Below are 25,616 nucleotides of genomic sequence, written 5' to 3' on the forward strand. Positions count from 1 at the left end.
CACGTCACCCGCACCCGCGACAAGGGACGCCAGCTGTACCAGCTCAAGGCGGTCAGCGAATCTCACGCTGCGTAGCCGTCTCACCGTCTCGTCTCACCGTCTCACCACCCGCGTACGCGCCCGCGTATGGGCGCTATTTGGCGCACCCGTGAGACGCGTGAGACGCCCGCGTAACCCGCCCCGCCCGTATACGCAACGTGACCACACGGAGGTTACGCATGACCGCGCTCACCCCACGCACCACTAAGCACATTGGACAGACAGCACCTGATCAGACTGTGCCATGGGCGGGCGGGCACCCGCCGTGGTGCGCACGCGATCACCGCTGCACCGCCGCGCACATCACCGGGGGCGAGCACGTCTCCGAACCGGAACGCTGGAAAACCAGCCACGGCACCCTGATCGCCACCCGTTACCACAACGCCCGTGGCGGCTGGGTCGAAATCCGCACCGTCACCGCGCTAGACCCACACGAGCCCATCGCCCAAGCACAGTGCCGCCACCTCATCGCCGTCACCCACACCGTTTTCGACCGCGTACTCCGACCAGGAAAGGACACCAACCACGCATGAGCGACACCAACACNGGCGCCGTNGCACTCCTGGACGCCGCCCNNCACCTANCAGCCGCCGACCTCCGCCCCGTCACCGCATGGCATCTGGACACGCAGCTATGCGGGCTAAGCCAAGGTGCGCAAGCGTTCGCTAAAGCCACCTACCGCTACGCCGAAAACCTCGGCACCGGCATCGATCCGCGCGTGATCTACCACATCGAAGATGCGGCCGAATGCTTCTACGCCGCAAGCGCGGCGTTCCAGTTCGCCGCCAAAAACCTGCGCACCGTCTACGCCGCACATTTCGAAGCGGCCGAATCCGGGGTACGCCAGCCACGCCCCAGCGGGTTCTTCGGCACCAAGCCCGCGCAAGCGGTGAGCCGCACGGCATCTCAGAGCTACCCATCGCGCGAGCAGCTGGCCACGATGACCGTCAAGCAGCTCAAAGACGTAGCCACCGCCTACGGCTACGACGGCTTGAAAGGCACGAAAAACCAGCTAGCCGAACAGCTCAACGGCCACTTCACCCTGCGCCGCAACCTGCAAAGCCTCCGCTCATCCGACCAAAGGACACAACTGTGACCCAGACCTCCAGCCCTAACCGGCCCCTGCTGGACGCCGCACACGCACTATCGGCTTTGGACCTCACCCCACACAGCGCGTGGGAACTGATCGGGCAGCTGCAGAGCCTCGCCAGTGGCATGAACGCGATCGCCACGGCGACTGAGGACTACATCGGCGCGCTGAGCGAAGAGAACCTAGACGCCCGCGTTACCGGCTGCCTTCCCGCAGCTACGGAAGGAATCTTCCGTGCCTCGATCGCTTTGCAGGAAGCCCGGATCACTTTCGAAACCCTCTACACCGCACACCTTGCCACGGCTGAATCCGGCGTACGCCAGCCCACACCGCCCGGATTCTTCGGACAGCCAGGCCAGATCTCCGGCACGGCCACAGCGAGCCGGAGCACGTCTAGCGGGCTGCCCGCCGATTTCCCTACCCCGCAACAGGTTCAGGCGATGACGCTCAAGCAACTGCGTGAGGTCAGCCGCAGCATTGGCCTGGCCCCTGGCAACCGGACGAAGGCAGACCTGGCCGGGGACCTTGAGATGTACCGGTCCACCCACACCCCGCCCCGCCGCACGGCTAGCGACGGCCCAGCTCCGGTCGTGCGTGGCCAGATGTCGAACAAACTGTTGCTGTCCAACGCCTGGACCAACCCTTCTAGCCGTAGCCCTATCCGTTTTCACGAAGACGGCGAGATCGGCCAGGCCATCCGCGCGATGGGCAGCGACCGGCACCTAAGCATCGACGGTGAACCCCTGGCCAATGTCCTGGGCAACATCGCGTCCGGACCCGTCAGCGGCAGCACGAGCAGCCAGCAGGCCCTCAACCAGCTCAAAACCCTGCGTGACCGCCTCCCCGAAGGCACCCGAGCACGCGCGGCCATGGAGCACTGCGTGAACAGCCTCGACGCACCAAACAGCCCCGTCCCGCAGGTGCCTGCCGTGACCCCGCAACCGTTGCGGCAGCTGGTCAGCGACCTGCACGCCGTCCCCTGCGTACGGCGTGAGCCAGCACGCGAGCAGCAACGGCTAATGCGCATCCTGGCCGACTTCGAACACGGCGACACCCGCAACCACGGGCTCATCAGCGAGATCCGGCGCCTGACCGATTTCCGGCACGAATCCGAAGAAGGCTGGTTCGACATCCGCCGCGCCGTCGACAAAGCCGTCGCCGCCCTAGAGCAGCTCCTCAAATCCAGCCCACGCTCACTGTCCCAGCCATACAAGAACTAGCAAGAGCACACAAACCAAGAGCCTGAAAGGGGGCACCTGCGGTGCACTCACCATTGAAGGCGGCTGCGCTTCGCTACGCCGCGAAAGGCTGGCCCGTATTCATGCTGGGGCGCAACAAACGTCCCCTGGCCAACTGCCCCGAATGCCGCGACATCGACCCCAAGCACCACGATCCGCAAGGGTGCCGGTGCCTTACCTGCCACGGGTTTTACGCCGCGACCCGTGACCCCAAGGTGATCGGCCAGCTGCTGATCAGCGAGCCTCACGGAATGCTCGCGATCCGCACCGGGACGGCTTCCGGGCTGGTCGTGGTCGATGTTGACCCGGGCCATGGTGGCATGGCTAGCCTGAAAACGCTGGTGGCACAGGGCCTCACACCGCCAACGCGGTACGTGGTCACCGGCTCTGGTGGGCTGCACCTGTACTACAAGCACCCTGGCCCGCACACGAAAATCCTCAACTCCAGCGGCAAACTCGCGCCCGGCATTGATATCCGTGGTGATGGCGGCTTGGCTGCCGCGCCACCGTCGCTGCACCCACGCACCCGCAAACCGTATGCGTGGGCTGATGAGTCCACACCCATTAGTGAGATGGCCCCCGCGCTGGTGGCTGCTTGCAACCAGCTGGAGGCGCGGCTTGCGGTCCCCGCGGCTAACGGCTCAACCCCAGTTATGCGCAGCGCGGGGGCCATCTCACACCCCGCCCGGTTGCTGCAAACCCTGCTGGACAAAGTACATAACGCCCCACCAGGCAGAACGCGAGTCACCCTCTACGGCTGCGCCCGTGGCGTAGCCCGCATGGCCGCCAGCGGGGCGATCAGCGCCGCCGATGGCCAGGCTGCCCTGCTGGCAGTGGGGCTGGCCGAAGGCCAGACCGAACACTCTGCCCTTGCCGCGATCAGCGGTGGCTTCCGAGACGAAGGAGTAACCCTATGACCCGAAAGGAGCCCACCACATTGGACGGTGCGGAACTGCTCGACCGCCTGCGGGCCACGATCCGTACCTATGTGATCCTGCCCAGCAACGAAGCCCTAGACGCCGTAACGCTATGGATCGCAGCCACCCACGCACTCCCGGCTTGGGCATGCGCGCCACGGCTGGTGATCCGGGCACCGGAAAAACGTTGCGGCAAGTCACGCCTGCTCGACGTGACCGAGGCAGCGTCGTACAACCCGCTGATGACCGTCAACGCCAGCCCCGCGGCCGTTTACCGGTCGGTGGGCACCGACAGCCCGCCAACCCTGCTCATCGATGAGTACGACACCATCTTCACCGGCTCAGCCGACACCTACGCCGACCTGCGCGGCCTGCTCAACGCAGGCCACCAGCGCAACCGGCCCGCCCTGCGCTACAACCCCAACAAAGACCAGGTAGAACACATCCCAACCTTCGCCATGGCCGCCATGGCTGGTATCGGCCCAGCACCAGAAACCATCGAGGACCGGGCCGTGGTCATCCACATGAGACGCCGCCGCGCACGCGAGAAAGTGCAGCCGTGGCGCATCGAGCGCGACCGGCCCGCCGTGGCCGCGCTCGGTGCCGAACTTAACGCCTGGCTCAAACCGAACCACAAGGCACTGCGCGACGCGGTACCGCTCATGCCCGTGGAAGATCGCGACGCCGACACCTGGGAACCGCTGATCGCCCTGGCGGACCTCGCCGGAGGACAGTGGCCCATCCGGGCACGTACAGCGGCCGTGGCGCTCACCGGAGCACGTGAGGAACGCGCCGAAACCAGCGACGGCGTAAAGATTCTGCGCAGCTGCTGGGACATCTTCAACGAAGCGGGCGCGGTCACCGCTCTGCCCACCGGGCACATCCTCGACCGGCTCAAAGCAATCGAAGACGCGCCGTGGAGCGATCTGAACGCTCACCGGCTCGGCAGGCTCCTACGGGAATTCGGCATCACCTCATGCAATATCCGCCTCCCCATTGGTCAAGTGAAAGGCTATTCAAAAGATCTATTCATAGACGCGTGGGACCGCTACTGCGACCTTGAACCGCCACAGGGGTCCCACCTAACCGTCCCAAGCGTCCCAAGCGTCCCCGCCCAGCTCAACCCCGGGACGCTTCAAAACGCTGGGACGCTTCAAAGCGTCCCACTTCAAGATTCCGTCCCAGGGCTGACCTGCAATGCAACGCTTGGGACGCTTGGGACGCTTACCCCGGCCCCCCTCAACCAAGAACCGGCCCACGGGCAAACGAAATTGCGTCTCGTGCCCTCAGCCGAGTAACACCCGGAAAGCGAAACTCGGCACCCGGAAATAGCTCCATTCACGACTGTCCGCATTAGACGGACCTATAGCGCGAGCCAAGCGGCACCCAGGGTCTCGAACCCTCACCGGCCACAGATCTTGGCTCAGCGGCGCCCACAGCGGGCGACCGCGCACACCCACGGCCCTGGCGCACGCCACGCGGGTGTGCTCCAGGGCCACTCCCGATCCTTCAGGCCCTGCGAGCACTCTCTTGGGTGGATCTCACATGAGCACACTTACAGCCGAGAAATACCTCTCGATTCCCGAAGTTGCTGAACGGCTCGGAACTTCAGAACGCTTCCCGCGCAGGCTCATCGAAGAGCGCCGGATCGAGTTCAAGCGCTTTGGCAAGCACGTCCGCATAGCTGAATCAACACTTTTGACGTACATCGAGTCATGCACAGTCGAGCCTGCAGGAAGGCGAATCCGTTGAGCGGCAACAACACTGGAAGAAAGAAGCGCTTCGGAAGCGTACGCAAGCTCCAGTCTGGCCGGTGGCAGGCGCGATACACCGCGCCTGATGGCCTGCCACGCAACGCGCCTGACACATTCCTGACCAAGACCGACGCTGAACGGTTCCTAGTGGCGACGGAGGCTGAGATGATGCGGGGTGATTGGCTCGACCCGGAAGCGGGCAAGCTGTCGCTCAACGACTACGCCGGGCGCTGGATCGGCGAACGCGATCTACGGCCCCGCTCGCGAGAAGAATACGAACGGCACATGAGGCTCCACGTTCGCGATAGCCTCGGCACCCGAGCACTCAACAGCATTACGGCCCAGCACATCCGGACGTGGCGCACTGAACGGCTCACGGCGGGCATTGGGAAGCCGACCGTTGCCAAGACCTACCGGATTCTGCGAGCCATCTTCACCACCGCGCTAGATGACGAGCTAATCCGGCGCAACCCTTGCCGCATTAAGGGCGCTGGTCAGGATGTCGCGGAGGAACGTCCAATCGCGACGCTGGACCAGGTCTTCGCGATAGCCGAGAAGATCCAGCCCCGCTACCGGCTTCTAGTCCTGCTGGCCACGTTCGCGCAACTGCGGTTTGGCGAGCTGGTGGCACTGAGGCGGAAGAACATCGACCTCGACTCGATGGAGCTGAAGGTCCGCCGCGCGACCATAGAGCTTGAAGACGGGACGCAACTCGACGGAGATCCTAAATCTCAAGCAGGGAAGCGACCGATCAGCCTGCCTCACGGTCTCCACGAGGACATCAAATTGCACGTGGAGCGGTTCGCCCAGCCCGGACCAGACGGACGGCTGTTCATCGGACAGCAGGGCGGCGTACCGCGTCGGCGCAACTTCAACCGGATCTGGAAACGAGCCCTCAAAGAGGCGGGCATTCCACAAGAGATGGACCTTCACCTGCACGACCTCCGCCACACCGGAAGCACATGGTCATCACGAGGAGGAGCGACGCTCAAGGAACTGATGTCCCGCATTGGGCACTCCAGCACGCGAGCAGCCATGATCTACCAGCACGCAGACCGCGAACGGGACCAAGCAATCGCCGCCGTCTTGGACGAATTAATCGCCTCCGCGAGAAACAAGACGTACAGCTAGGCGGAAGAAACCTTCGGAGAAGGCGAGAAGGAAAGTGCTTCTTGCCTTCTCTTCGTCCACAATGGGCAGAACTTCGCCGGAATTGATGGACGGTAAGTAGCAGGGGATGATGTGGGCGTGAGTGAGAGAGTCGCCCGCCAGCGCGACCAGAAGACCGCTGCCGTGACGTCCAAATCTGACGGCCCCGGAAACGACGACCAAATAAAAGCAGACGAACTGGATAAGGAACAACTTGCCCAGCTGCATAACGCCACTCTGAAGGCCTCTGACTACTGTTTCGAGCTAAAGAAACTTTGCGCCACCATCTTGGTACCCACGGGCGCACTCGTGTCTGTCTTCTCGGACAAGAAGTTGGATCCCGCAGTGTTCGTGTCGGGGCTGCTGGTCGTAGCAGCATTCTGGCTGGCCGATGCTGTTGGCTTCTACTACCAGCGCAAGTTACGTATCGCTATGGATCACATATGGCGCCGTCGCGCCGCGCGTTGCAGTGAACCGTACGTGTATGTGCCGACAACTCAACCTGTCGGAGCAGTTAGAGCAGCGTTCAATACTTCGATGATCTACTATCTAATCTTGGGGCTAATCTTAACCGCCTGCCTTATTCTTCTTTGGGCGGGAGCATTTTCAACGAGCAGCGGGCAACAGCCATGATGATCTTTATTAGCTACGCAAGAAAAGACCAAACGGTTGAGAGCCTTCGCCGGGTGGACGCTCAGCTGGCCCAGCTAGGAACCACATACATTGATGATCTACACGGATACTCCGCGCCCGATCGCCTTGCTGCGGTGCGCGACGCATTGGCCGCCGCCACCGTCTTTGTCGGCATTCATTCACCGTCCTACCTAGCCACCCCTTGGACACGAGTCGAAATGTCGGCTGCGCTACTCAGGGGAATCCCTGTCTTCGCCCTTTTGGACCGCTGGAGACTTGCGACAGACCAATCACCTGAGTGGCCCTGGCAAGCGCAGATCTCTGATCTTTCCCAGAGCCCTGCCCGATGGCCTAGCGACGATTCACCGGCGTATCCCCACCACAGTGTGCCGGCCGCCAACCCTGTCACTCCGAATGCTTCGAAGATCAGCGCGACACTTCTCGGCTACTCATCTGGCACGAATCTGGCACGCGGCTAGATCAGCGGGCGAAAACGCGAAACGCCCTGGAGAAATCCAGGGCGTTTTACTTGCTTATATAGATGAGTGGAGCTGAGGGGACTCGAACCCCTGACCCCCACACTGCCAGTGTGGTGCGCTACCAGCTGCGCCACAGCCCCAAACCTGGTACATGCCCCGGCGGACCGGAGCACCTGCGAAATAGTACACGGCCCCACAGTGATCGCGAAATTCAGGGGCCGACCTAGTTGAGGTGCGGGTCGGAGGGGTAGTGCGCCACGGCGGCGGTCATTCCGCCTTGACGGCGGAGCACCAACTGCCACAGATCTTCGGGCGCGGCGAGGAAGGGGTCGGAGGGAAGCGCGGAGAACACGAACCACGAGCCTTCGTCGAGTTCACGTTCGAGCTGGCCGGCGCCCCAGCCCGCGTACCCGTGATAAACCCGGACATAATCCACCCGCTCAGCCACCTTCAGGGGCTCGCGGGACAGATCGAGCGTGCCAATCTGGCCGACGACGCGACTAAATCCGACAAAACCGGCCACACCCGGACGAGCACGAGCAACGCAAATGGCCGAGTCCGCACCGACCGGGCCGCCTTCGAACAACACCTGCGGACCGCTTACGAGCGGCTCCCAGCCAGGCAGGACTTCACTAACCGACACGCCGGTGGGCCGGTTGAGGACGACGCCCAGTGCCCCGTCCGCCTCGTGGGCGAGCAGGAAGACGACCGTCCGCTCGAAATGGGGATCCCGCAGCGTGGGCATAGCCACGAGCAGACTCCCGGTTAGTGACTTCACCGCACCTCGCCCCAGGTCTTTCCATGTCATCCACGGATCACGTGACGGCATGTTCAACAACCTAGCGAATTTGCGGGCAATGTCTATGACACCGCGAGCCAACCCGCCAAAGCGCGAGCGCATTCGTCCACAGCGGACGTCCATGTGCGAGCAGCGTCACCATCAGCGTCATCGCTGACATGCTTAACAATCCTCGTGGGTACGCCGAAAGCAGCGGCCGCGGCCGCCACCGCGTACCCCTCCATATCCACCAGATCGGCCCGTTGCGCGAGCGCGGTGCGCAGCACTGGATCTGACACGAACACATCTCCGGTGGCCAGGACCGGCCCTTGTGGACGGAGGGCGATCGGATCTCCGAAGGTGTAGCCCGTTAGAGCGAAGATCCCTGCCGTGTCAAAGTCGTGCTGGATAACGGTGGAGATCTCGTGGATGCCGCTAAAGCCTGATCGCAGCGCACCGGCCGTCCCGAGGTTGATGATTTCACTCGGCTTTTCGCCGAGGGCAAGCAACCTCGTGACGGAAAGCGTGGCACAGTGCTTGCCAACGCCTGTGATCAAAATGGGCAGCGCCGGGCCGAAGTAGGCGGCTTCTTCAGGTAAAGCGGCCACGAGCAGTGGCCGCGTGCTGGATACGGTGCCGGTGAGGTGCATCCCGGCAGTTTATGTTTCGCCTCCGAGGTCGACGGCATACGCCTGGTAGAGCAGATCGGCGGCCCGCTGGCGGAACGCCTTGAGTTTGGTGGCGAGCTGCTCGTGGTCTAACACATCGAAGGCTGCTAACAGCGCGCGCCGGTCTTCTTCAAGGCTCCGGATGCCACCTGCCAGCCGTGGGGCGTCCGCTATGACATCCCGCAGTTTTGGCGCAGGGCCGAGCACGGTTGACTTCAGTTCGTCCAGCGAGGGGTGCATTTTTGTCACCTCCAGCGAGTCCTGCCTTCGATGGTGGACAACAGGTGGCTGGTGTGTCTACAGATCTGCGGAACTGAACGGCCGTTAGGTTACACATTTGGACCGCGTTCTAATATCTATGCGGGCCTATAACCTTTTGCTATAACGGTCACGGACGCCAAAATTGTAACCTGTTGCAATCGGAGGCCGGATGACAACGGTGGCAGAGTACGACGTCGTTGTGGTTGGTGCGGGAGCGGCAGGCATGACCGCCGCGCTGGCTGCCCAGAGCCGCGGACTACAGACGATCGTGATTGAAAAAGGTGCGAAGTTCGGCGGCAACAGCGCCCGGTCGGGCGCGGGAATCTGGGTTCCCAACAACGAAGTGATCCTCGCGGCGGGTGTACCCGACACCGCCGACAAGGCACGCCAATACATGGCGCGTGTCGTCGGTTCGACCGTGAGCGCGGCACGGCAGCAAGCGTTTCTCAGCGCGGGCCCAGCGGCGATCTCGTTCATCGTGCGCAACAGTCCCTTGCGCTTTCGCTACATGGAGTCCTATTCGGACTATTACCCGGAGTTCTACGGCGGCATGCCCAACGGCCGCTCGGTCGAGCCGGCCGTGTTCGATCTCAACATTCTCGGCGCGGAGGCACAAAACCTTCTCCCCGCTTACGTTCCCTCGCCCGACGGAACCGTGGTCTACACCACGGATTACCGGTGGCTGAACCTGATCGCCCGGCACCCGCAAGGGCTCGCCACGGCGACCGAGATCGTGACGCGTTACCTGGCCCTTGCCGCGCAAGGGCAACGGCCCGTCACGATGGGGCAAGCCCTTGCTGGCGGTCTGCGCGCGGGGCTGATGGCGAAAGGGGTGCCGGTCTGGCTCAACTGTCCGCTCAACGAGCTTTACGTCGAGAATGGCCGTGTCGCTGGGGTCTGGGCCACCCGTCAAGGCAACGAATATCTCATCAAGGCACGCCGCGGCGTGATCGTGTGCAGTGGCGGCTTTGAGCACAACGAGCGCATGCGCAAGGAGTGGCAATCCGAACCGATCGGCGTCGAGTGGACGGTCGGTGCGACCACGAACACCGGTGACGGCATCGAAGCTGGACGCCGCGCTGGAGCCGAGCTGAAGCTGATGGACGACGCGTGGTGGGGCCCGGCGATCCCCCTGCCCGAGGGTCCCTACTTCTGCCTCGCCGAAAGAACGTTGCCTGGCAACATCTTCGTCAACAGCGCGGGCAAACGGTTCGTCAACGAGGCCGCTCCCTACAGCGATGTCGTCCACGTGATGTACGAGAAGAACACGCCCGAGGTCTCCACGATCCCGTGCTGGATGATCACGGATCAGAAGTACCGCAACAGGTATCTGTTCAAGACAACGGCACCGCTGCTCGAGTTGCCGCAGTCGTGGTACGACAGTGGAGCCGTGCACAAGGCGTGGACGCTAGACGATCTGGCCCGCCGGATCAACGTGCCCGCGGGCAATCTCAAGAACTCCGTCGTGCGGTTCAACTGGCAGGCGTTCACGGGACGCGATCCCGACTACAAGCGCGGTGACAGTCACTACGACCACTACTTCGCCGATCCGGTGCAGTGGCCTAACGAATGTCTTGCCACACTTGATATCGCGCCGTTCTACGCGTTCAAGATCGTGCCTGGTGACCTGGGCACGAAGGGCGGCATGCTGACAGACACCAAGGCACGGGTCGTGCGGCCCGATGGTTCGGTGATCCCAGGGTTTTACGCGGCCGGTAACGCGAGCGCCGCCGTCATGGGACACAGCTATGCCGGTGCCGGCTCAACGCTCGGCCCCGCCATGACTTTCGGCTACCTCGCTGGCATGGATGTCTAAACAGGACGCAGCAACAGCCGCACCGACGTGCCCGCCGGGCTGACGTAAGTGCGGACCAGATCGCACAGCACGTTGACGAGAATGAGGCCGTGACCCGGCCCGACCCCGTTCGCCGGAGGAATCCGGCCGGCGAGCGGGGGCAACTGACCGCCATCATCGGCTTGCAGCACAAGGTTTCCGCTGTCTTGCCACGCGGCAAGCTGACCGCCACCGCGGGTGTGCTGGAGCGTGTTGGCCGCGAGCTCGTTGGCCGCCTGCACCGCCTGGGCGGTCCGCATCGCTGACAGGCCAGCCTTAAATCCTTGCACGGCAACGAAGTCTCGTACCCTCGCGAGGTGTGAAGGCTCGTTGTAGGCGATCACCGCGGCGGCACTCGGCGCGTCCTCAAACGGAACGTTGAACTTCAGCCACGCGCACGGGTCGTATTTACTGCTGACCCGCGTCAAACCGTGGTCGGCCAGCGTGGGATGTGTCAACTCAGCCGTCGCCAGCACTTGCGGGCTAAGGGAATCAGCGTCATAGGGGCACACGATGACAGCCCCGCCGGTATAGGGTAGGACCTCGTTCACCAATGCCTCATGCATCGCGCACGCTGAATACTCCGCGTCGCTGCGCCCCGGCCAAGCGGGCTCGCCAATGAAATGCACGCGCCGCCCAATGTGACGCCCGACGGCCGACATCAAAACCCCAGGAAGGATGCGCCCAGGATTGCGGCCAGCTTGCGCCATGTCGACCCATTCAACATTGGCGTTGGTACGAGGTGACAAGCTCTCGCGCAGCAAGCTCAGGTTGGGCTCGGGTAGCGCGGCGACCACCGGAAAACCGTCGTGAAGCGACCTGTCGATGAACACGCTGAGCTGGGCCGTGTAGTCACTACGGCCACGATAGAACAGCCCAAAATGATCGATCGCCCCCATAGTCTGGGCACAGTAACATCGCACACGTGGTGCGGCATGCACATACCTCGAATTCTCCGCTGGCCCTTAAATACGACATTTCGCCTGCGAAGATTTAGGTGGAGCTAAAGCATTGGAGGCTGTCAGAGGGCGCTGACAGACTCCGGTTCATGACTAACGCTGAGCTGTTCCGCTCTTTGCACGTGCCTGGCACGCCACTTGTTCTCGTCAACGCCTGGGATGTGGCGAGCGCCCGCATCGCCGAGGCGGCAGGCTCCACAGCCGTTGCCACCACGAGTGCTGGTGTCGCTTGGAGCCTGGGCGCGCCAGACGGTGATGTGCTTGACCGTGACCAAGCTGTCGAGCTCATCAAACGCATCGTCAAAGCGGTGTCGGTTCCGGTGACCGCCGACATTGAGGGCGGCTTTGGCACCACCCCGGCCGAGGTGGGCGAGACCATCACCGCCGTCATCGCGGCGGGAGCGGTTGGCGTCAACATTGAAGACGGTGACCGCGACGCGCAGACCACAGCGGCTCGCCTGGCGGCGGCACGGGCAGCGGCGGACGCCTCGGGGGTGCCGCTGTTCATCAACGCCAGGATCGACACTTATCTGCGCGGATTTGGTGGCATCGCGGAAACGCTCGACCGCGCGGCCGCTTATATCGCCGCCGGCGCTGACGGCATCTTCGTGCCGGGAGTGGCCGATCCGGCACTCATCAAGGAACTGGCCGCGAGCATCAACGCTCCGCTCAACATCCTTGCCGGGCCGGGATCACCGTCCATTCCCGACCTCGGCGCGCTCGGTGCGGCTCGCGTGAGCCTTGGTTCCTCAGTGGCGCAGGCGGCCTACTCGATCGCACAGGAAGCCGCTAAGGAAGCGCTGACGTCTGGCACCTATGAGTCGCTTAACCGCTCGCTTGACTACGGCGCCATCAACTCGCTTCTGCGCTAGGTGACGCCGCTGCGCACGCGGTAATTGCGTTGCTGCGGCGGGCCAGGCCGTGCAGGCTGGAACCTCGTCTTCGAGCAGGGGGTTTCATGCGCCTCATCCGCGATTTGTGGTCGGCCTCACCCCGCCGCACCGGCCTGATCATGGCTCTCATCGTGATCAGTGCCGCAGGGCAGGCCGCCGCGGCCGCGCTCGCCGGGCCGGTGCTGTTGTACCGGTCGTCACTGCTCTTTGGGGTGCTGGCAGCAGCACTCGTGGTCAACGTTCTGGGCAGCCTGGCCATCGATTTGCTCGCGGCCCGCTTAACCGCCGAATGGTCAGCGGGAGTACGCCGTGAGTTGTGCCGCGTCGCCATGGGCCAGGAACTGACCGCCCTTGAATCCACTCCAGTGGGTGAACTTCTCGACCGCATCGACGGCGACGTATATCAAGTCGCGTCGATCCTCCGCGGCCCGGGCGTTCGGCTAGCGCAGTCGATCGCCATCGGTGCCCTTTCCGTTGCCGTGTCACTGTTCGTCTGGTGGCCGGCCGGCGTCGCCATGATTGTCGTCCTCGCCTTGCTCGGCTGGAAGTTGCGCAAGCCAGCGATGGCGATCGCTCCCGCCCGCGCGGCCGAAGAGGAAGCGTGGTCAGACCTGGCCGCTGTGATGGAAGAAGCCATTCACGGGCAGGATGACATTCGCACGAGCTTGGCGCGGCCCTACGTGCTTCGCTTGTTTGCCAAGCGATCCCGTGTCGTGCTTGAGCGCGGCCGGATCGTGTGGCGCATGACCGCCCGCGTGACGTTCGCCGCTTCGGGCGTTACCCGCCTTGGCATCATCGCCGTGGTCGCGGCTGGCGCGTGGGGACTTTACGCCGGCTACGTCGACGGTGCCCGGCTGACGGCGATCTGGCTACTCGCTCTCGCCTTCGGCTTCACCGTCGAGCACTTGAGCCGCATGATCCCGGAAGTTCAGAACGCCCTCGGCGCCTGGATGCGGGTCGTCATGCTGCGTTCGGCCGAGCAGGAGCCCACGGGCGGATCCGTTCCCCTGAAAGGCGATCTGGTCATTCGTGACCTGACGTTCTCCTACGGTGAGCGTCCCGTCCTGTCGCGGGTCAACCTGACCTTCCGCCGTGGGCGCTCCTACGCGCTCATCGGCCGCACCGGTTCGGGCAAGTCCACGCTGTCGAAGGTGCTGACGCGCGCCGTTGAAGTACCGGCTGATTCGGTGTTTCTGTCCGGAGTGGACTTGCGGCTCCTTGACGTCGAACAGCTCCGCAGGCACGTCGCCGTCGTTCCACAACGGACAGACATTCTCGTGGGGACGCTCGCTGAGAACGTGGCGCTGTTTGACCCTGTGCTGCTGTCGTCCGCGGAGCGGGCGATGGCCGATCTCGGACTGTCCGCTTGGGTGGCTGAGCTGCCCGACAGGATGCAGACCAAACTGGGCGACGGCGGACACGCTTTGTCGGCTGGGCAGGAACAGCTCGTCGCGTTCGCCCGCATCCTCGTGCGCGATCCCGACGTCGTCATCCTCGACGAAGCCACCGCCCGCATGGACCCGATCACGGAAGCTCAGGTGCAGCGAGCCACCGAACACCTGCTCCGCGACCGGATCGGCATCGTCATCGCCCACCGGCTCTCGTCCGTGCGCAAGTGCGACGAGGTCGTCGTGCTCGCCGACGGCGAGGTTATCGAGGCCGGTCCTCTCGTTGCCTCCCAACGGTTCGCCGATCTGCTAGCCGCAAGCGAAGCCGCCCTAGCGGCTCCCTCTCCGGCTGGAACCACCGTGTCACCCGGACCCGCTTCGGGCGGCAACGGCTCCACCGCGACGGCCGGACTCGCTTCGGCGCCGGCGCTTGACGGATCCGCTCACGCCGACGAGACGATGGATGCCAGGGTTTCGGCTGGACGGGTCGCGACGGTGGTGCGGGGCACGAAGCAGGCGGAGTTGCCACCGGACACCGTAGACATGAGCCACAACTTGCCGCGGGTCGATCCGCCGGCACTGCCGCCTACTCCGCGGACGCGGACCCTCCGCGAGATCGTTCGCTTGGCGACCAACGATCCCCGGTTCGGCCTCGCGGCCGTGGTGCTGTTCCTCGTCATGGTTGTGGCCGGTCTCGACGGCGCTATCCTGCCGTGGTTGTGGGCCGACCTTGTCGACGGCACCGGCGGTTTCGTCTGGCCCGCCGTGGGCATCGTCGCGGCCCTGCTCATCACCGCACCGATTCCCTTCTACACCAACGTGTGGTTTCCCGAGTGGTGGGTTCGGCAGATGCTGCGCATCAGCCTGCGGCTCGTGCACGGTCAGACCGGCCCGCGCCGGGTCAGCGCGCACACGCCCGCTGAAGTGGTCGCCCAAAGCGGTGACACGGAACGGGTTGTGGTCCTCGCTGACAATACGATCGACCAGACCGCTTGTGTCGCCACGATTGTGGCGATGACCGTCGTCTCCGGCTCGATCGTCCCGGCATTGTTCTTCGCCGGGACGATGCTTGTTTCGGGCCTGGCTGCGTTGACGTTTGGCCCACGGCTGGCTGCCTTCGCTAAGGGGACGGTCGCGGCCCGGGCCGCTTTCGCCACCGCGCTGACGTCGTCACTGTCGTCCGCGCGCACTGTCAAGCTCGCGGGCGCTGTCAAGCCGGTCCTCGACCACCTCGCCCGGCTCGACCTCGACCGCAGTGAGCGCCAGCGGCAGGAGATCGCCATCCAGGTGTGGGCTCGCTCCACGCCCTCGATCCTCAGTGGACTCCTGCCCATTGCCGCGTGGGGGCTTTACCTCAACGGGCAGCTGACTTCGGCAGGCGTACTCATTGTGGTTTCCACTCTTGGAGCGGCGCGATGGTTCGCCTGGACCACGGCCTCGCTGATCTCACAGCTGCCCTCTGCCCGGGTCTGGACACATCGGACAGTCGCGATGGCCGGTGTCGGCAACTACTCCGCCTCGGTTCCGGGTGTGGACATCTCGGCAGGCACCGCGCCGGCACCGGAGATCGCGCCGCGGCACCCGCTGGAGCGCTTGGAGCTCAAGCGGTTCAGCGCGGTTCACGAGGACGGCATGGTCGCGGCACAGGATGTCGACCTGACCGTGGACCGGGGCCAGCTCGTGCTCGTGCTCGGACCCGTCGGCTCGGGCAAGTCCTCGCTGCTGCGGGCCTTGGCCGGCATCGTGCACCATTCAGGCACGTTGCGCTGGAACAACCTGGACGTACGCGATCCGGAGAAGTTCCTGCGGCCGAACCAGGTCGGTTACGTGGCGCAGCTGCCGCGTGTGCTGTCAGGGACCATCTCTGACAACATCGCTCTGGGCTTTGGTCATGACCCGAAGACCGCTGTGACCACGGCTCAGCTAGACCATGACCTGTCTGCTGCCGGGGCTGGCCTCGGTTTGCTGATCGGACACAAGGGCACGCGCCTGTCCGGTGGTCAGCTGCAACGGCTGGCCCTGGCCCGGGCGCTCGCCCCGAACACGGAGCTGCTCGTGGCTGACGACGTGTCGTCCGCTTTGGACGTCACGACGGAACTTCAGCTCTGGCAAGCTCTTCGCGCCCATGGCGTAACGGTGATCGGGTCAACCAACAAGGCTGCTGCCCTGCTGCAAGCGGACAAGGTCGTGGTCCTCCTAGGCGGCCGGGTCGCCGCTGTTGGCCGCTGGCGCGACCTTGAACCCAGGTGGCACCACCTCGCGGGTTAGCCTCGCTGGCGGGGGATCCGGATTTCCCATTCGGTCCCCTGCCCCGGCTCACTGTGCAGCTCGATGACACCGCCGAGGTCCTGAACGCGCCCGCGCATGGATTTGGCCACGCCCATCCGTCCTTGCGCCTCAGCGGCGGCGAGCCTTCCGGCCTCAATGCCAGGCCCATCATCACGGACACTCACGGCGACCTCGTCACCCAGGTCCTCCAGCAACACCCAAGCCCGGGCGTGCGGTCCGGCATGCCTACTGGCGTTAGCCAGCGCCTCGCCGACGACGGCCGCTAACTCTGTCGCCGTGCCGGCTGGCAGCGAAACCGCTTGCCCTGGAACGGAAACTTGGACGCTCGGGCTGGAGAAAAGATTCAGTCTGCTGCTCAGGTCGACTTCGCCGCTCTCGCTCACCGGTGCCGTGGCCACCATCGCGCGGAGCGCGATTTCTTGTTCTGCCGCTAGCCTTCCCAGCTCCGCATCAGTCCCACTCTGGCGCGCCACCCGTGCTAACACCTGCAGGACACCGTCGTGAATGGACCGTGCCAGCCGCTCACGCTCCCTCGCCGCGGCTTCCAGCTGGAGCACGCGCGCAGCCTGTTCTGCCGCCTTCTGCGAGGTCACGGAGACTTGCCCGATCAGAAAGCCCAGTCCGAGCAATAGCACGGCATCCCGGCCCATATCGGCGTCGAAGACACCACGGGTCACGATGTTGACGACAGACAGGATGGCACCGACGATCAGCCCGCCCGGCCGCCCGCCCAGTGCCCCCGCCACGATTACCGGACCAACCGTCCACACCGTGGTGATCGTGGGAAACGAACTGTGCAACTGAACGTCCGTCAAAACGAACACCGACGAATACTGCAGCGCTGACGTGATCACAACGTCAGACACGGCAACCCACACTTTGCGCCCGGCCGGCCACGCATACCGCAAACAGGTGAAAACCGTCCACAGCGTCATCGCTCCGAGCGCGGCCCACGCGAGCGCCGGATGCTCATAACCTTCTCGGTTAACGCCAATGATCACGGCCGCAAAAGCTAGGGCGACCACCCTGAAAACGATGATCGCCCGCCAAAGCGGCTCACTAGACACGGCGACAGCATAGGCCGCTGTGGGCCAAATGTTCGCCAGTCTGGGGGGCGATCCTGCTGCTGCGCGCCCGGTATATTGACCCGCCAGACAGCCGCGAGCAGCGTTCCTAGGCAGGAGAGAAAAGTCAGATGCACCCGGCGAACCGCCTTGAGTATCGCGGCGATATCGAGGGTATGCGCGCTATCGCGGTGCTTTTGGTGGTCATCGGCCATGCGTCGATCGGCTGGTTCTCGGGCGGCTATGCCGGCGTTGACGTTTTCTTCGTGATCTCGGGCTTCCTCATCACATCGCTGCTGACCAAAGAGCTGTCGTCAACCGGGAAGATCTCGATTCGGCAGTTCTATGCGCGCCGCGCGCTGCGCTTGCTGCCCGCATCGACCGTGGTTTTGCTTGCCACGCTGGTCGCGTCGTGGTCGTGGTTGTCGCCGCTCAGGTTCGCTGACACGGTCCAGGACATCGTTGCCAGCGCCTTCTATTTCATCAACTTCCGGCTCGCGGAGATCGGCACTGACTACCTGGCCTCTGACGATCCGCCATCGCCGGTGCAGCACTTCTGGTCGCTCGCTGTTGAAGAGCAGTTCTATGTGTTCTGGCCGGTCCTCATCTTGTTGGCCACCCTTTGGTCACGGCGCCGGGGACACGTCCGTTTCGGCCCGCTCGCCGTCATCCTGGGCACGCTGACTGTCGGCTCGCTTGCCCTGAGCTGGCTGGTAACGCACCAGAACGCTCCGTGGGCCTACTTTGGCACGCACACCAGGGCATGGGAGTTGGGGCTCGGCGCCCTAGTGGCGCTGGGCGCGCCCAAGCTCGTGCGCCTTCCGCGGGTGGCGGCCGAATTGGCGGCATGGGTCGGCCTTGGCGCCATCATCACCTCCGCCCTGATGTATGACGAGTTCACGGCTTTTCCTGGCATCGCCGCGCTTCTTCCCGTTGGTGGGGCCGCATTGCTCATCGCCGCCGGCTGCCGCTCGTCGTCTGCGGGCCGCGTGCTCAGCATTCCCCCTTTGCGGGTACTCGGAAAGCTGTCCTACGGCTGGTATCTCTGGCATTGGCCACTGCTGATCGTGGTTCCCGCCGCGTTCGACCTGTCCCCCAGCCCGGTCGTCAACCTCGTCCTCGTTGGCATCGCATTGGTGCTGGCACAGATTTCCCTTGTCGCCGTGGAGAATCCGATCCGTCACCTCGCCACGCTTCGGCGTCGTCCCGGGCGAGGCATCGGCTTGGGGCTGTCCCTGTCGTCCTCTACGGCGGCCGTAGCGCTAGGGATGGCGATCCTGTTGCCACCGGGCGGAATGCCGGGCCTGCTGACCGCCGACGCGCCCAGGTTCATGCCGCCCGAGGCGATGGGCGGTTTGCCGACGATTATTTCCTTACCGGAGCCGGGCGCGGGCCCGGCGGCAAAGCCCATGCCCTCGATGGTGAGCCTGATCGAGCAGGGTCTCAAAACACAAAACCTGCCGAGCAATCTTGACCCGCCAATTGCCAAGGCGGCCAAGGACATGCCCATCCTCTACTCCAATGGCTGTCACCTTGGCTTGAATAGTTCCTCGTTGCCAAATGGATGTTTCTTCGGCGACCTGCCCTCGCCCACAACAGTCGTGCTCTTCGGTGATTCCCATGCGGCGCAATGGTTTCCCACACTGCTCGTGCTGGCTGCACAGCAAGAGTGGCGTCTTGTCAGCCTGACCAAGAGCAGTTGCGGTCCCGCAGATGTTGCCGTGTTTGAGAAAGGGCTCAACCGCGTCTACACCGAGTGTCAGCAATGGCGGGCCAAAGCCCTTGCGCGCATTGCCGAATTGCGCCCGGCGCTCGTCCTCGTGTCTGCGCTGTTCGACAGCCGCAACCCTGTGCCCGCGACATCGGATCCCGGTGCCGCCTGGGTCGAGGGCTGGAAGCGATCCTTCGTCAGCCTGCAAGGCTCGGCAGAGCACGTTGCGATGATGGTCGATACGCCTTACCGCAGCACAAACGGACCGGATTGTGCTGCTGGAAACCCAACCCGGCTGACCGCCTGCATCCAGTCGACCTCAGGTGCGCTCTGGGAACCTGTCCGCAGGGCAAACGTGGCCAAGCTCGCGGAGTCCCTCGGTGTGGTCGTCATCGATCCCATCCCGTGGATGTGCTTGAACTCCAAGTGCCCGATCGTGATCCGCAATGTGCTGGTGTACCGCGACAACCACCACATCTCGCAACCCTTCGCCAGACTGGTCGCGCCTATGCTGGAGGCTTCGCTACCCTCGCTCGCGCCCTGATCGCGCGGCGATTATGGTGAGGCAATGGGTTCAGTCAAGCAATTTCAAGTAACCTTCGATTGCGCGGATCCTGAGCGTGTCGGCCGTTTCTGGTGCGAGGTGCTGGGATACGTCCCACCGTCGCCGCTGCCTGAGCCTGCGGGTTCCTGGTTCGCGTGCACCGATCCCACAGGTGTTGGCCCGCGACTGTTCTTTCAGCGCGTCCCCGAAGGCAAAGTCGTCAAGAACCGGGTGCACCTCGACGTGCGCGCCGGCACCGGGCTCGTGGGCGAAGAGCGCCTAGCCGTGCTTCAGGCCGAACGCGCACGGCTCGAAGCGCTAGGCGCGACACTGGTGCTGGTGCAGGTCGCCGACGAAGAAAACGAATCCTGCATCACGATGCAAGACATTGAGGGCAACGAGTTCTGCCTCGACTAGGCCGAATACTCAGCGAATATTTGGCCAAGCACGCCGCTCGCCTTCGCGAAATCCTCTGCGTCCTCAGGATCTTCGTAGTTGTATAAGCAAGTGGCGAGCGTCTTCCAGAGCGCCCAGCCACGCCCACGCGCCCAGGTCGCGTCGTCGACCACCAAACGCTCGCGGAACGCTTGTCTCCCTTCGGGAGTCAGCAATGTCCACGCGACCGCCAGATCGCAGGCTGGGTCACCGACGCCACATGTCCCGAAGTCAATGACGGCAGACAGTTGCCCGTCGTTGAGGAGAAGGTTGCCCTCGGCGACATCGCCGTGGAACCAGCGATCCACCTTGTCCCAACGGCTGCTGAGCGCCACCGTCCAGATCTCGCGAGCCAACGCGACGTCGACGTGGCCGTCCAGTTCCGTGAGTGCCCGCTGGGTGAGCTTGTCGTAGGTGCGCAACGTGCCGCCGCGAAACCAGTTGTGCACTCCCGGTTGCGGACCGCCAGACGCATCGACGTGACGTAGCGCGGCAAGGAATCCGGCTAGGTCGACGGCAAACCGCACCGGGTCGGCGACGCGGCCGGCAGCCGCTGTCACGCCTTCGCGCCATTGGTAAATCGACCACGGATGCGGATAGTCCCTGCTGGGCTTGCCTTTCGCTAACGGGACGGGGATCGGCAACGGGAGTTGGGGAGCCAGCACCGGAAGCCATCTGTGTTCCTTCTCGACCGCCTCGGCGTACTCGGGCGCGCTGGGCAGCCGCACCACCATGGTGGCGCCGAGATGGAACGTCCAGTTGTCCCAGCCGCCCTTGGTAACGGGCACGACGGGAAGCTCAGCCCACTGCGGGAACTGCTCCTCGACGAGCCGCCGGACATGCTCTGGCTCAACGGCGATGCGCACTGGCACGGGACCCAGGTCTGGCGTGTTAGTCAACGAAACTCCAAGGGAACTGTTGGCGGAAACCACTTTGGACGATGTCCGCGGCGTCCGCACCCGAATTACCTTGAACAGTCAGCCGCGCAGGAGGCCCAGCAGTAACGGCAAGCGTTGGTCCCGCAGGTCCGGGCGAAGGCGCCGGGCGCGAGTGAGGGTGGCAAGGCCGTGCAGGGCACTCCAGCCGACCTCGGTGAGCACGTCAACGTCGCGGCCGTCGGCGTGCGCCGCGAATGCCGTGCGGAGTTCCTCGTAGCCCTCTCGTAGCGAGCTAGGTGCCTCGGGCGTGCCGAAGGGCAGGTCAGAGGCGAGGGTGAACATGGCTTCGTAGAGCGCCGGTTGCTCGTCGGCGAAGTCTAGATAGGCCTTAGCGAGAGCGTCGAGCTTTTTGCGGCCGGACCGGCCCGTGCCAGCTGATCTCAGCACTGTCACCAACTCGGCGAAACCTTGTAAGGCGACGGCGTCGATGATGGCACCCTTGTCGGCGAAATGGCTATACAGCACCGGCTGGCTGTATTCGATGCTGTCGGCGAGACGGCGAATGGTGACGGCATCCCATCCCTCAGTCTCAGCCAGTTCCCGGGCCGTGGCGACAATGAGTTGCTGGCGCTGGGCACGTTCGCGCTCGCGGCGTTGCTGAATAGGCGTGGGCACCGTCACATCCTAGCACCGCTAGCCAAGCGAGCATTACTACTGTTAGCGTTGCTCCATTGCCTAGCAATGCTAGAAACTGGAGCTGTCATGAAACGCCTCGCCACTGTCCTCGCCGTTCTCGGCGGTCTCTTCATCATTTACATCGGCGTCATCTTCCTGGTAAATCCCGTGGAGTCCGCCGCCGCGTTCGGCGTGACGAGCTGGCCAACGCACGACGGCACAGCGTTTCTGGCCGTCAAAGCCGTCCGCGACATCGCCAGCGGACTGGTCATCTTCGCTCTGCTCTTCACCGGACACCGCCGGGCGCTCGGCTGGGCACTGCTCGCGCTCGCTTTCGTTCCCAGCGGCGACATGGTGATCGTGCTCAACGACGGCGGATCCATCGCGATGGCCCTCGGCGTCCACGGCCTGACCGCTCTAGCGGTTGTCGCCAATGCTGTCCTGCTGCTGCGTGAGCGCACCTCGAAGGAGAACTGACATGAACATCCTGACTCAGCTGATCGCCGCGGTCGCGGTGCTCTCCGCCGCCGCCATCTACGGCACCGACATGCTTGGCGCCCTTGTCATGCGGCCCACCTGGACCAAGGTCGACGACCGGACGCTGGCCATCGTCGCTGGCCACTCGCACTACTACGGCGACCGGCGCTTCCCGATCCCAGGCATCCTCAGCATCGTCGCCACCGTGCTGGCGACAGCAACCTCAGCGTTTGCCGAACTGTGGCTTGCCTTCGCGGCAGGAGCGGTGGCGACCATCGCCCTGCTCACCTGGCTGACGATCTACAAGCGAGTCAACGAACCGATCAACCGGGAATTCACCGCCGCGGTTCGCGAGGACCGCATGCCAGACAACACTCGCGAGCTGCAGACCCGCTGGGACAGCGTGATCGTTCTCCGCGTCACCTTGCAAGGCATCGCCTTGGCTGCCCTTTGCGCCGTGCTTGTGCTGGCATAACCACGGTAAAACCTCAGCGGCGTCCTAAGTGGACGCCGCTTGATCGTTGGTATCGCCGAGGGCGATGAGCAAGTCGCGCAATGCTTTGATGGCGTTGTCGGCCGTCTGCGAAGGGATGGTGCGCAGCAGCGCGGCCTGCGCCTCGCTCGCCGCGCGCACGGCCTGTTCGGCGACCTTGATGCCTTGCTTGGTCAGTCTCACCCAGGAACTGCGGGCATCGCGCTGGTCGGCTTCGCGCTCGACCAGGCCGGCCTCGGTGAGGCGGCGCAGGAGGTTGCTCGTCCCGCCCGAGGAGAGCAGCAGCCGACCGGCCAGATCGGACGGTCGCAGCTGGAACGGCGATCCAGCGGCCCGCAGCACCGCGAGGATCTCGTATTCGGCCTTCGTCAGTTGCATGCGGGCGAGTTCGGCACTGACGCGCTCGCTGAAGATCGCCGAGAGGCGGGCGGCCCGCTTGGCTATCGCCATCTCGTCGCCGACGACCCCGGGCAGCTCGCGCCGCCACGTCGCCAGGATGTTGTCGGTGATGTCGCGCGTGCTCATAGGCCGATCTTAGGTGAAGTCTTGCATTAGGAAAGCTTTCTCGATACCTTTCAGAAAAGCTTTCTTCAAAGGAGTACCGCGAAATGCTGCTACTTAAGAATGGGCACGTCATTCCTGGCGCGGGCGCGCCGGAACAATTGCGGGCTGACGTGCTGATCGACGCGGGGGTTATCAGGGCGATCGGTGCCGACCTCACGAGCCCAGAAGCCGAGGTCATCGACGTCTCCGGGCACATCGTCATGCCGGGTCTGATCGACACACATCGTCATGTTTGGCAGGCGCCGCTTCGTGGCGTTGGCGCCAACATGGATATGCCCGGCTACTTCTCCGTGGTGCTTGGAAGGGCGCTTTCCGGGTACCGGCCGGACGATGCCCATTTCGCCACGATGCTGGGGGCGGCTGAAGCGCTGGATGCCGGCGTGACAACGCTTTTCGACTGGTCCAACGTCACGCGCACCGCGGCCGATCTAGACGCGGTAGCTAGTGCTTACCGCGACATAGGTGCCAGAGCCGTTGTCGCACAAGAGAATCCAGTCGTCATCGACAGTGCTCTGGTCACGAGCGCTAGGGCGATTCTCGGGCCCGAGTATGGCGACTGGGACACTTCCGTGCGGCAAATCGCCGAGGCCCGGGAGCTCGGCTTGGTGACAACGATGCATGCGGGCGGCCGTCTCACGCGCCGTCTGCATGATGCAGGGCTGCTAGGGCCGGACCTGCTGTGGGTACACATGAACGCGGTAACGGACGACGATGTCAAGATGCTGGTCGACGCGGGTTCGGGGATCAGTGTCACGCCGCTCGTCGAAGCCATCATGGGCCACGGATCGTCTCCGTTTGGCATGTTCCGCGAAGCGGGCGGCCGGCCCGCGCTCGGTGTTGACGTGGTCATCAACGCGCCTGGTGACCTGTTCGAGCCGATGCGGGATACGTTGCGTACCTTCACTTTCGCTTCCGCGGGCTCGCTGCTTGACGCGGTCACCATCGACGCCGCACGGGCGATCGGGATGCAGGACCGCATCGGCTCGCTTGCCGTGGGCAACCAGGCCGACATAATCGTCCTCGGTGGGCTGTCGCACTTGGCCGGAGTGAGCGAGTGCGCCAGCGCGGTCGTCACCTGCCTCGGCCGCGCCGACGTCGACATGGTGCTGGTCAACGGTGAAGTCGTCAAACGCGACGGACGGCTCGTGCACGCCGATCTGCGCAGCCTGCGCGAGACCGGCAGCGGCATCGCCAAACGAGTCCTGGGCTAGGCGGCGGACCGCCAGACTTCGACAGCCATCGTGGTGATTCCGGTTTGGAGCTAGCGAGCACATACTGTCGCCATGTCGGACCAACCCGCAGGCCAGACCTCGATCAAGGCATCGCTTCTGGTGCTACCTCTGCTCATCGGCGCCGTCGTGACGGTTGGGCTGGGTGTGTTTGCCCGCACCCATCCCGCCCAGCGAGGGGTGTCGTGGCACGGCCCCTTCCCGTCGATGCTTTCCATGAAGGTGTGGCTCACCGTCGCCGTTCTGGTGTTCGCCGCCATCCAGCTCGTCACCGCGCTGTGGATGTACGGCAAGCTCGGCATCGCGTCGCCGTCGTGGCTGGGCAAGGTGCACAAGGTCAGCGGTGGCCTCGCGTTCCTGACCAGCCTGCCGGTGGCCGGCGCCTGTCTGTGGGTGCTGGGCTTGCACTCCACCGATACCCGCGTCGTCCTGCACGGGTTGCTGGGTTGCCTGTTCTACGGCGCCTTTGTGTCCAAAATCCTTGTGCTACACAGCAAACGGCTGCCCGGCTGGGCATTGCCGATAGTGGCCGGAACAGTCTTCACCGCTCTGGTCGGCGCCGGATTGAGCAGTGCCGTGTGGTGGCTGGTTACCCACGGCATCCCCAAGTGATGGCGCTACCGGCGGTCTAGACGCCTTACGTAGGCAACGTTTTCCTGGTCGTCGGTGTCCTCGCTGGCCGAGCCCGCGAACCACGCGTCCAGGATCTCCTTGAGAAGCGGCTCGGAGGTCAGTCTGAGGCTGAGCGCCAGCACATTGGCATCGTTCCAGCGGCGAGCACCGTCGGCCGTGTAGGCGTCCGTGCACAGGGCGGCCCGAATGCCGGGAACCTTATTCGCGGCAATCGACGCGCCCGTGCCGGTCCAGCAGCAGACGACCGCCTGGTCCGCTTTCCCGTCAGCCACCTCGCGGGCGGCTGCCTCCGAGCAGACGGCCCACTGCGCATCGGAACCCGGATCGAGCGCCCCATACGCCGAAACCGTGTGCCCGCGCTCCCTCAGCTCATTGACGAGTGCGCGCGCTACTGGTTCGTCCATATCCGAAGAGACGGAGATCCGCATAGCCCTTGAGCCTACGCGTTCCGGGCCAACGGCTACGTGCCATCGGCGGCCGGGTGTCCAAAACCCGCGCGGATCTGGCAGGGAAAGGCCGGCAAGGCCTGACCGGTGCCCGGCGG

At 64.2% G+C, this 25,616-nt stretch carries 26 protein-coding genes and 1 tRNA gene; 17 read left to right on the top strand and 10 right to left on the bottom strand.

All coding sequences use genetic code 11. The features are described 5' to 3' along the window. The first annotated feature begins 218 nt into the window (after window positions 1-218). The 8 genes from A3E1_RS0107080 (at window position 219) to A3E1_RS49095 (ending at window position 7,299) form a co-directional block, all read left to right on the top strand. A complete protein-coding gene (locus tag A3E1_RS0107080; RefSeq protein WP_020520052.1) occupies window positions 219-572 on the top strand; it encodes a hypothetical protein in 354 nt (117 codons plus the stop codon). 559 nt (window positions 573-1,131) lie between these two features. Then, on the top strand, window positions 1,132-2,349 hold the full coding sequence (locus tag A3E1_RS0107090) for a hypothetical protein (protein WP_020520054.1): 1,218 nt from the start codon (window positions 1,132-1,134) through the stop codon (window positions 2,347-2,349). Window positions 2,350-2,450: 101 nt separating this feature from the next. Beyond that, window positions 2,451-3,284 carry a bifunctional DNA primase/polymerase gene (locus A3E1_RS0107095; RefSeq protein WP_020520055.1) on the top strand — a complete coding sequence of 278 codons (834 nt, stop codon included), beginning with the start codon at window positions 2,451-2,453 and terminating at the stop codon, window positions 3,282-3,284. After that, the gene (locus tag A3E1_RS39315) at window positions 3,281-4,582 is read left to right on the top strand and encodes a DUF3631 domain-containing protein (protein ID WP_020520056.1); all 1,302 of its coding nucleotides are present in this window, start codon (window positions 3,281-3,283) and stop codon (window positions 4,580-4,582) included. The genes A3E1_RS0107095 and A3E1_RS39315 overlap by 4 nt, the downstream gene beginning before the upstream one ends. A gap of 247 nt (window positions 4,583-4,829) precedes the next feature. Further along, the gene (locus A3E1_RS0107105; protein ID WP_020520057.1) at window positions 4,830-5,036 is read left to right on the top strand and encodes an excisionase family DNA-binding protein; all 207 of its coding nucleotides are present in this window, start codon (window positions 4,830-4,832) and stop codon (window positions 5,034-5,036) included. Window positions 5,037-5,203: 167 nt separating this feature from the next. Continuing rightward, entirely contained in the window at window positions 5,204-6,169 is a 966-nt protein-coding gene (locus A3E1_RS0107110; protein ID WP_211215884.1) for a tyrosine-type recombinase/integrase, read from the top strand. A 117-nt stretch (window positions 6,170-6,286) separates the two neighbouring features. Next, on the top strand, window positions 6,287-6,820 hold the full coding sequence (locus A3E1_RS44520) for a hypothetical protein (protein WP_051104877.1): 534 nt from the start codon (window positions 6,287-6,289) through the stop codon (window positions 6,818-6,820). Further along, window positions 6,820-7,299, top strand: coding sequence for a TIR domain-containing protein (locus A3E1_RS49095; protein ID WP_407637350.1), 480 nt, complete (start codon window positions 6,820-6,822; stop codon window positions 7,297-7,299). Before A3E1_RS44520 ends, A3E1_RS49095 begins: the two co-directional genes overlap by 1 nt. A 67-nt stretch (window positions 7,300-7,366) precedes the next feature. On the opposite strand, the gene A3E1_RS0107120 is transcribed toward A3E1_RS49095, so the two are convergent. The 4 genes from A3E1_RS0107120 to A3E1_RS0107135 all read right to left on the bottom strand — a co-directional run bounded on the left by A3E1_RS0107120 (window position 7,367) and on the right by A3E1_RS0107135 (window position 8,985). Next, window positions 7,367-7,439: transfer RNA gene (locus tag A3E1_RS0107120), tRNA-Ala, on the bottom strand. 83 nt (window positions 7,440-7,522) lie between these two features. Next, complete coding sequence (locus tag A3E1_RS0107125) at window positions 7,523-8,128, bottom strand: YqgE/AlgH family protein (RefSeq protein WP_245571109.1); 606 nt, start codon at window positions 8,126-8,128, stop codon at window positions 7,523-7,525. 32 nt (window positions 8,129-8,160) lie between these two features. Further along, the gene (locus tag A3E1_RS0107130) at window positions 8,161-8,727 is read right to left on the bottom strand and encodes a nucleosidase (protein WP_020520061.1); all 567 of its coding nucleotides are present in this window, start codon (window positions 8,725-8,727) and stop codon (window positions 8,161-8,163) included. Between the two features lie 9 nt (window positions 8,728-8,736). Continuing rightward, window positions 8,737-8,985 (bottom strand): hypothetical protein, encoded by a 249-nt coding sequence (locus A3E1_RS0107135; RefSeq protein WP_020520062.1) that lies wholly within the window; start codon window positions 8,983-8,985, stop codon window positions 8,737-8,739. A 190-nt stretch (window positions 8,986-9,175) separates the two neighbouring features. Here A3E1_RS0107135 and kstD point away from each other — a divergent pair, with 190 nt between their 5' ends. After that, window positions 9,176-10,822 carry a 3-oxosteroid 1-dehydrogenase gene (gene kstD / locus A3E1_RS0107140; RefSeq protein ID WP_020520063.1) on the top strand — a complete coding sequence of 549 codons (1,647 nt, stop codon included), beginning with the start codon at window positions 9,176-9,178 and terminating at the stop codon, window positions 10,820-10,822. Here the strand turns inward: kstD and A3E1_RS0107145 are convergent. Then, complete coding sequence (locus tag A3E1_RS0107145) at window positions 10,819-11,739, bottom strand: anti-sigma factor RsbA family regulatory protein (RefSeq protein ID WP_020520064.1); 921 nt, start codon at window positions 11,737-11,739, stop codon at window positions 10,819-10,821. The two genes, kstD and A3E1_RS0107145, sit on opposite strands and share 4 nt — an antisense overlap. Before the next feature lie 149 nt (window positions 11,740-11,888). Here A3E1_RS0107145 and A3E1_RS0107150 point away from each other — a divergent pair, with 149 nt between their 5' ends. Next, window positions 11,889-12,671: an isocitrate lyase/PEP mutase family protein gene (locus A3E1_RS0107150; protein ID WP_020520065.1), complete on the top strand. Its 783-nt coding sequence runs from the start codon at window positions 11,889-11,891 to the stop codon at window positions 12,669-12,671. A gap of 86 nt (window positions 12,672-12,757) precedes the next feature. Then, a complete protein-coding gene (locus tag A3E1_RS0107155) occupies window positions 12,758-16,348 on the top strand; it encodes an ATP-binding cassette domain-containing protein (RefSeq protein WP_020520066.1) in 3,591 nt (1,196 codons plus the stop codon). Here A3E1_RS0107155 and macS read toward each other — a convergent pair. Further along, a complete protein-coding gene (gene macS, locus A3E1_RS0107160) occupies window positions 16,345-17,436 on the bottom strand; it encodes a MacS family sensor histidine kinase (protein WP_020520067.1) in 1,092 nt (363 codons plus the stop codon). The two genes, A3E1_RS0107155 and macS, sit on opposite strands and share 4 nt — an antisense overlap. A gap of 128 nt (window positions 17,437-17,564) precedes the next feature. Here macS and A3E1_RS39325 point away from each other — a divergent pair, with 128 nt between their 5' ends. Beyond that, a complete protein-coding gene (locus tag A3E1_RS39325) occupies window positions 17,565-19,688 on the top strand; it encodes an acyltransferase family protein (protein WP_020520068.1) in 2,124 nt (707 codons plus the stop codon). Between the two features lie 24 nt (window positions 19,689-19,712). Continuing rightward, entirely contained in the window at window positions 19,713-20,105 is a 393-nt protein-coding gene (locus A3E1_RS0107170) for a VOC family protein (RefSeq protein ID WP_020520069.1), read from the top strand. Here A3E1_RS0107170 and A3E1_RS0107175 read toward each other — a convergent pair. Together A3E1_RS0107175 and A3E1_RS0107180 are read right to left on the bottom strand one after the other, a co-directional pair. Further along, entirely contained in the window at window positions 20,102-21,022 is a 921-nt protein-coding gene (locus A3E1_RS0107175) for an aminoglycoside phosphotransferase family protein (protein WP_026208183.1), read from the bottom strand. The genes A3E1_RS0107170 and A3E1_RS0107175 overlap by 4 nt on opposite strands. A gap of 78 nt (window positions 21,023-21,100) precedes the next feature. After that, a complete protein-coding gene (locus tag A3E1_RS0107180; RefSeq protein ID WP_245571111.1) occupies window positions 21,101-21,676 on the bottom strand; it encodes a TetR/AcrR family transcriptional regulator in 576 nt (191 codons plus the stop codon). 87 nt (window positions 21,677-21,763) lie between these two features. Between A3E1_RS0107180 and A3E1_RS0107185 the strand changes: the two genes are divergently transcribed. Both A3E1_RS0107185 and A3E1_RS0107190 read left to right on the top strand, forming a co-directional pair. Further along, on the top strand, window positions 21,764-22,153 hold the full coding sequence (locus tag A3E1_RS0107185) for a DUF4267 domain-containing protein (RefSeq protein ID WP_020520072.1): 390 nt from the start codon (window positions 21,764-21,766) through the stop codon (window positions 22,151-22,153). A gap of 1 nt (window position 22,154) precedes the next feature. Beyond that, window positions 22,155-22,628: a DUF1772 domain-containing protein gene (locus A3E1_RS0107190; protein ID WP_020520073.1), complete on the top strand. Its 474-nt coding sequence runs from the start codon at window positions 22,155-22,157 to the stop codon at window positions 22,626-22,628. A 24-nt stretch (window positions 22,629-22,652) separates the two neighbouring features. Here A3E1_RS0107190 and A3E1_RS0107195 read toward each other — a convergent pair whose 3' ends face one another. Further along, window positions 22,653-23,171, bottom strand: a complete 519-nt coding sequence (locus A3E1_RS0107195; RefSeq protein ID WP_020520074.1) for a MarR family winged helix-turn-helix transcriptional regulator — start codon at window positions 23,169-23,171, stop codon at window positions 22,653-22,655. Between the two features lie 83 nt (window positions 23,172-23,254). Between A3E1_RS0107195 and A3E1_RS0107200 the strand changes: the two genes are divergently transcribed. Continuing rightward, on the top strand, window positions 23,255-24,421 hold the full coding sequence (locus A3E1_RS0107200; protein ID WP_020520075.1) for an amidohydrolase family protein: 1,167 nt from the start codon (window positions 23,255-23,257) through the stop codon (window positions 24,419-24,421). A 72-nt stretch (window positions 24,422-24,493) separates the two neighbouring features. Beyond that, the gene (locus tag A3E1_RS0107205) at window positions 24,494-25,051 is read left to right on the top strand and encodes a DUF6529 family protein (RefSeq protein WP_020520076.1); all 558 of its coding nucleotides are present in this window, start codon (window positions 24,494-24,496) and stop codon (window positions 25,049-25,051) included. A 5-nt stretch (window positions 25,052-25,056) separates the two neighbouring features. On the opposite strand, the gene A3E1_RS0107210 is transcribed toward A3E1_RS0107205, so the two are convergent. After that, the gene (locus A3E1_RS0107210) at window positions 25,057-25,500 is read right to left on the bottom strand and encodes an RpiB/LacA/LacB family sugar-phosphate isomerase (protein ID WP_020520077.1); all 444 of its coding nucleotides are present in this window, start codon (window positions 25,498-25,500) and stop codon (window positions 25,057-25,059) included. Window positions 25,501-25,616 lie beyond the last annotated feature (116 nt).

The sequence above is a fragment of the Catelliglobosispora koreensis DSM 44566 genome (genome assembly GCF_000379685.1).
In the GTDB taxonomy this organism is placed as follows: Bacteria; Actinomycetota; Actinomycetes; order Mycobacteriales; family Micromonosporaceae; genus Catelliglobosispora; species Catelliglobosispora koreensis.